At 42.1% G+C, this 5,328-nt stretch carries 6 protein-coding genes and 2 pseudogenes; all 8 read left to right on the forward strand.

Features of this window, described 5'->3' with window-relative positions:
* A pseudogene (locus ACLU24_RS14230) lies at positions 1–452 on the forward strand (recombinase family protein); the annotation flags it as partial.
* On the forward strand, positions 377–748 hold the full coding sequence (locus ACLU24_RS14235; RefSeq protein WP_055147787.1) for a TnpV protein: 372 nt from the start codon (positions 377–379) through the stop codon (positions 746–748). The pseudogene ACLU24_RS14230 and the gene ACLU24_RS14235, both read left to right, overlap by 76 nt.
* 173 nt (positions 749–921) lie before the next feature.
* Positions 922–1,341 (forward strand): nuclear transport factor 2 family protein, encoded by a 420-nt coding sequence (locus ACLU24_RS14240; protein WP_003864537.1) that lies wholly within the window; start codon positions 922–924, stop codon positions 1,339–1,341.
* A 262-nt stretch (positions 1,342–1,603) separates the two neighbouring features.
* Entirely contained in the window at positions 1,604–1,783 is a 180-nt protein-coding gene (locus ACLU24_RS14245; protein WP_119210138.1) for a hypothetical protein, read from the forward strand.
* A gap of 7 nt (positions 1,784–1,790) precedes the next feature.
* Positions 1,791–2,792, forward strand: a complete 1,002-nt coding sequence (locus tag ACLU24_RS14250) for an AAA family ATPase (protein WP_475495314.1) — start codon at positions 1,791–1,793, stop codon at positions 2,790–2,792.
* A gap of 181 nt (positions 2,793–2,973) precedes the next feature.
* Entirely contained in the window at positions 2,974–4,239 is a 1,266-nt protein-coding gene (locus ACLU24_RS14255; protein ID WP_412613311.1) for a plasmid recombination protein, read from the forward strand.
* A 118-nt stretch (positions 4,240–4,357) separates the two neighbouring features.
* Positions 4,358–4,546 carry a transposase gene (locus ACLU24_RS14260; protein ID WP_055228440.1) on the forward strand — a complete coding sequence of 63 codons (189 nt, stop codon included), beginning with the start codon at positions 4,358–4,360 and terminating at the stop codon, positions 4,544–4,546.
* Position 4,547: 1 nt separating this feature from the next.
* Positions 4,548–5,328 (forward strand): annotated as a pseudogene (locus tag ACLU24_RS14265) (DNA methylase); the annotation flags it as partial.

The following is a 5,328-nucleotide window of genomic DNA, read 5'->3' on the forward strand; positions in this document are numbered from 1 at the left end:
AGCGATTGGAGAAACAGCGTCAGCGTGAAAAAGCCTATCGAGAGAAGCGAAAGGCGAAAAAACTTGCTGAAAACGGTGGCGAAATCGTCAAAACAAAAGTGTGTCCGCATTGTCAGAAAGAATTTATCCCTACAAGCAACCGACAGATTTTCTGCTCAAAGGATTGTTGCTATCAGGCAAGGCAGGATAAGACGAAAGCCGACAGAGAAGCGGAAAAAGGCAATCATTATTATCGTCAGCGTGTATGTGCTGTGTGTGGCAGTACCTACTGGCCTACACACAGTCAGCAGAAATTCTGTTCAGCGGAATGTACAAAGGTAAACCACAATAAGAAAACCTTGGAGTTTTACTACAAGAAGCAAAAGGAGAAAGAACTATGCAAAGATTTATTACAGACGAAAGAACAGGTATCCGATACGAACTCATCGGAGATTACTATTATCCCTGCCTGATAGTAGAGGAAAGTTCTCCCCTTTCAAAATACGGGCGGTTAAGGAAACGCTATTTGAGAGAACACAAGCGAGTTTTATATTACACTCTGCTGACAAGCGGAAAGTTATATGAACACCTTGCTGAAATTGATACGTCGGCTCGTGATATGGCAGAGTATCTGATAAAGGAAATGGCAAGAAAGCAAGGTGTAACAGAAGAACTGAAAGCAAGGGATATGCTCCGCTGGGTTGGAAAGATGAATAACATTCGAGCCTGTGCAGACGAGATTGTATTGAATGACATTGTGTATTCCTAACGGAGTACCAACCGAAAGAAAACTGCTGTCAGTCGATGGCAGTTTTTCTTTTTCGGCAAGTATTCAAGAAGTCATTAAGTTGTGAGTATAGTCGAAGTGGTAGAAAAATTCGTAAAGATGTGGTATAATGCTTTTGCTTGTGAGCGACAAATCTGAAGTTGTGGAGGTGCTTTATGAACGAGAGAGAAAAAATTATCCGATTATGGTTTGATATGTGGATTAAGAAAGCAGATTTAGGAATTGACAATATTTTTACAGATGATGTTGTATATACTGAGAGTTGGAGTCCTAAATATGAAAACCGCAAAACGGTAAAGCACTGGTTTGACGAATGGAATACACGCGGAAGTGTTCTTGTCTGGGAGATTAAGCAATTTTTTCATCAAGGAAATCAAACAATCGTGGAGTGGTATTTTAAAAGCAAAATGAATAATGGAAATGTTGAAGAATTTGACGGAATATCTTTAATTGTATGGACACAGGATAACAAAATAAAATCATTAAAAGAGTTTGGTTGCAATCTTCATAATTACAATCCATATCGAGATAGTGATATTCCCGTATTTCGAGAAGAAAAAGCAAATTGGTTTTGAGAGGACTATAAATTCCAGTTTATCAGTATCAAAATAGAATATGAACAACAAAAAACATCGTAGCAATACGGTGTTTTTTGTTACCCAAAACCCACAATTCAATACATAACCACAGGTTAGTACAAATACCTTGTGTGATTTTTTCAAAGGCTTAGAAAGGGATATTTACCCTGTTTTTCGCCCCGGGAAATGACACAAACAAGGCTGAATGTATCTTCCCTGTGGTTTTTATGTTTTCGGCAGGAAAGGAGGATTGATTGCTATGCCGAGAATGAGCAAGAAACGGAAACAAGAGTGGGCATTGTTTCTGAATGAAAGAAATCGCATTACCTACAACGAACTTTGCAGAAAATGCAGGAATGACTGTAAGCAGAGTTTCCGCTGTATCGTGGTGCTTTGCCCGAAATATTTATCGAAAAGGAGAACAAAGAAAAATGATTGAAAATGAAATGACTGTCAGCGTACCTCTTGAAGTTGTCAAGGCAAGCGAAATCGAGCCGAAAGAAGTGAAATGGCTGTGGTATCCGTATATTCCGTTTGGCAAGGTTACGCTGTTGCAGGGCGATCCTGGCGATGGAAAAAGCAAGCTAATGCTTTCCATTGCCGCCCTGCTCTCAAAGGGCGAACCTCTGCCCTTTACCGAAACGGAAGAAAACGAGCCTATGACTATCATCTATCAGACAACGGAAGATGACGCAGACGATACGGTAGTACCCCGATTTAATTCAGCCGGTGGGAATGGAGAAAATCTTATCTTCATCAAGGAAGATGAAAAGTCTTTATCCTTTGGAGATAACCGTATTGCTGAAGCAATCGAAAAGTATCACGCAAAACTTTTAATTCTTGACCCGATGAGTTCCTATATCGGAGAGAACTGTTCAATGAACAATGCCAACGAAACAAGAGCAGAGTTTAATCACTTGATTGCAGTTGCAAAAAATACAGGCTGTGCCATCGTGATTATCGCTCATATGAACAAGATGAGAGATACCAACCCTCTTTATCGTACCAACGGTTCGATTGATATTGCGGGTGCTGCAAGAAGTATTCTTGCAATCACACGCACACCGAACAAAGAAGCACCAGCGGCAAGATATATGGTTCAAGTGAAATCCAACCTTGCCCCGACAGGCTCTGCAATTCTTTTTGAGGTTGCAGAAAAGGGAGTGGACTTTATTTCTGAAATGGAAATGACAGCAGAAGAAGCGTTCCAGTCCCTTGCCCCTAAAATGGGCAGACCGAACGACAAGGAAATCAAGGCGAAAGAATTTCTTTTAGAAATGCTGAAAGACGGAGAAATGCTTTCTTCGGATTGCGAAGAAAGACTTGAAGCCGCAGGGTTCAAGAAATCGACCATCAAAAAGGCAAAGAAGAAAGCAGGAGTTATCTCCCGAAAACAAGGCTTTCTGTGGTACTGGTCTTTGCCGATGGGCGATATACCGAGAGAATAAAAGCAGGCTGTCTGATGGCAGGACAGTCTGTTTTTATGATTGAGGTATCAAAAGGAGGTCAAGGGGGAACTCCCTTGCCCACGACATCTTTGCAGACGAAGTCTGAAAGTGTCATAGTGGGTTACACACATTCAAAGAATGTTGTGTAATGGCTTCGCCCCTGCCGAGAAAGGAGAGAAAAATGGCAAAAACCGACAAGGCGGATATGAGTTGTGCAAGGGTAAAACAGTACACCGCTTCTGATGTGAGCAAGGCAGAAAGGCACAACGAACGCAAGAATGAAACCTATGAAAATATGAATGTGATTGAGGAACGCATACCCTATAATGTGCATTTCAAAAAGCCTTTTGCCCCGACCTATATGGAACAATTAAAGCAGATGGAAACCGACGGGCTGGTGTCGCTCCGTGGGTTGAGAAAAGATGCTACACTCTTTAACGAGATTGTGATTGATGTGAACACAATGTACTTTGAGCGTAACGGTGGCTACGAATACGCAAAGCAGTTTTATGAAGAAGCGTTCCATTTCATTGAAGAAAAATTCGGCGCTGACAATATCATATCGGCTGTAATGCACGCTGACGAAATCAATGTGGCTGCTACTGAGGAACTCGGAAAAGAGGTTTACCATTATCATCTGCACGCTATGGTGTTGCCTGTGGTCGAAAAAGAAATCCTATGGAGCAAGCGTTGCAAAGATGAAAAACTGCGAGGAACGGTTAAGGAAGTTGTTCATCAAATCAGCCATTCAAAGAAATGGAAATCGGATATTCCGCTGACCGACGAAAAAGGCAATCCGCTTCTCAGAAAGAACGGAAAACCGATGTTCCGAGCTTCATACAGTATTCTGCAAGATGAATTGTTTAACCATATGACGGAGCAAGGCTTCAAAGGCTTTCAGCGTGGCGAATACGGAAGTACAGCAGAGCATTTAACTTCCCTGCAATATCAAATTAAGCAGGACAAAGAGCGATTGGAGAGGTTGCAGAAGCGTATTCAAAAAGAGCAGGTCAAGTATGAGCCTGCCCGTCATATTTCCAAAACCTTAAACGAGATTGACAATATGGGACAGAAAACAATCACAGGTAAAATGGCAATCTCTAAAGAGGATTATTCTCAACTGACTGCCCTTGCCAAAGAGGGCATTACCAGTCGTGCGGAAATCAAAAAATTTGAGCAGAGTGCAAATTTTTACCGACAGAAGTATATGGACAGTGCAAACGCATTGGAAAGAATGAAAACCAAATACAACGAACTGAAAGAAAAGTGCAGACCTTTTCTTGAAGCGTTGGAGCATTTCCCCGAAGTTGCTAAACTTTTTACCGAAAAAGTGAAGCAACTTTTTTCTTTTAAGGAAGCACAGGAACGAGCCGAAAAAGAAGCAAGGGAAAAAGAACGACAGGAGCGTATCAAGGCTCGAAGAAACAAGCGTGGTATGGAAAGATAACCATTTCCATTATACTCACGACTTAATGACTTCTTGATATATTGAAAATCTGCGGTTACTGGGTGCTCTAATGTGAATGCCCAGCAATCAAATTTTATGAAAGAGAGGAACTGACTATATGAAAGAACAGAAATATTCTTATTCACAGCGAATTGGAAAGACAACATTCATCGTAAATGTAAAGCAGTCCGAAAGTGCCAAAAAGCCTTTGAATACGGTGTTTCAGGACATCTGCAAGCACGAGGTTTTGGGCGGCTTTTTTACGGACAAATCGTTTAATTTAGAAAATCCACAAAAAGTATCTTGACAAACTCGACCCCGAGGGAACCGGATACCGTGCAAAGACGAGATTTGCCAAGTTTTACAATCTGCCGGAGTTAATCGCCCTGTTTAAGGAATGTGCGGATATTCAGACACCGGATATGTTAAATCTACCCATTCCGAAAGCAGAGTATGAAAATGTGGTGTTACAGCCGAGCGAACATCAAAAGGAGATGGTCGCATCGTTAGCGGAGCGGGCGGAAGCAGTCCGTGACCGGAGAGTGGAACCGCATGAAGATAACATGTTAAAGATTACAAATGATGGAAGGAAGCTGGCGCTGGATCAGAGACTGATCAATCCGCTACTGCCGGATGAAGAACATTCCAAAGTAAACGCTCTTGTGCAAAAGGCGTATGAAATATGGGACAGGACAAAGGCAGACAAATCCGCACAGCTTATCTTTTGTGACCTTTCGACACCGAAGATCGTTGGAAAAACGACTGCAGCCGATGGAGAAAAGATAGTAGAAGCAGAGGCGTTTGACGATGTCTACCATGACATTAAACGAAAGCTCATGAACCGGGGTGTACCGGAAGAAGAGATTGCCTTTATTCATGAAGCGAATACGGAATTAAGAAAGACGGAGCTGTTTGGCAAGGTAAGAAGCGGACAGGTTCGTTTTTTGATTGGTTCCACGCAGAAGATGGGAGCCGGAACCAATGTGCAGGACCGTCTGGTTGCCTTGCATCATTTGGACGTACCATGGCGCCCGTCAGATGTAGGACGGATTTTGCGGACATTCAAAATAAAAAAGAATGTGGAGGTAA

Source organism: Pseudoruminococcus sp. (assembly GCF_047012705.1).
GTDB lineage: Bacteria > Bacillota > Clostridia > Oscillospirales > Acutalibacteraceae > Pseudoruminococcus.

Excerpts from the sequence above, each read along its gene's own strand:
- ACLU24_RS14235 (WP_055147787.1), top strand. The coding sequence starts at position 377 with ATGCAAAGATTTATTACAGACGAAAGAACAGGTATCCGATACGAACTC.
- ACLU24_RS14240 (WP_003864537.1), top strand. The coding sequence starts at position 922 with ATGAACGAGAGAGAAAAAATTATCCGATTATGGTTTGATATGTGGATT.
- ACLU24_RS14245 (WP_119210138.1), top strand. The coding sequence starts at position 1,604 with ATGCCGAGAATGAGCAAGAAACGGAAACAAGAGTGGGCATTGTTTCTG.
- ACLU24_RS14250 (WP_475495314.1), top strand. The coding sequence starts at position 1,791 with ATGACTGTCAGCGTACCTCTTGAAGTTGTCAAGGCAAGCGAAATCGAG.
- ACLU24_RS14255 (WP_412613311.1), top strand. The coding sequence starts at position 2,974 with ATGGCAAAAACCGACAAGGCGGATATGAGTTGTGCAAGGGTAAAACAG.
- ACLU24_RS14260 (WP_055228440.1), top strand. The coding sequence starts at position 4,358 with ATGAAAGAACAGAAATATTCTTATTCACAGCGAATTGGAAAGACAACA.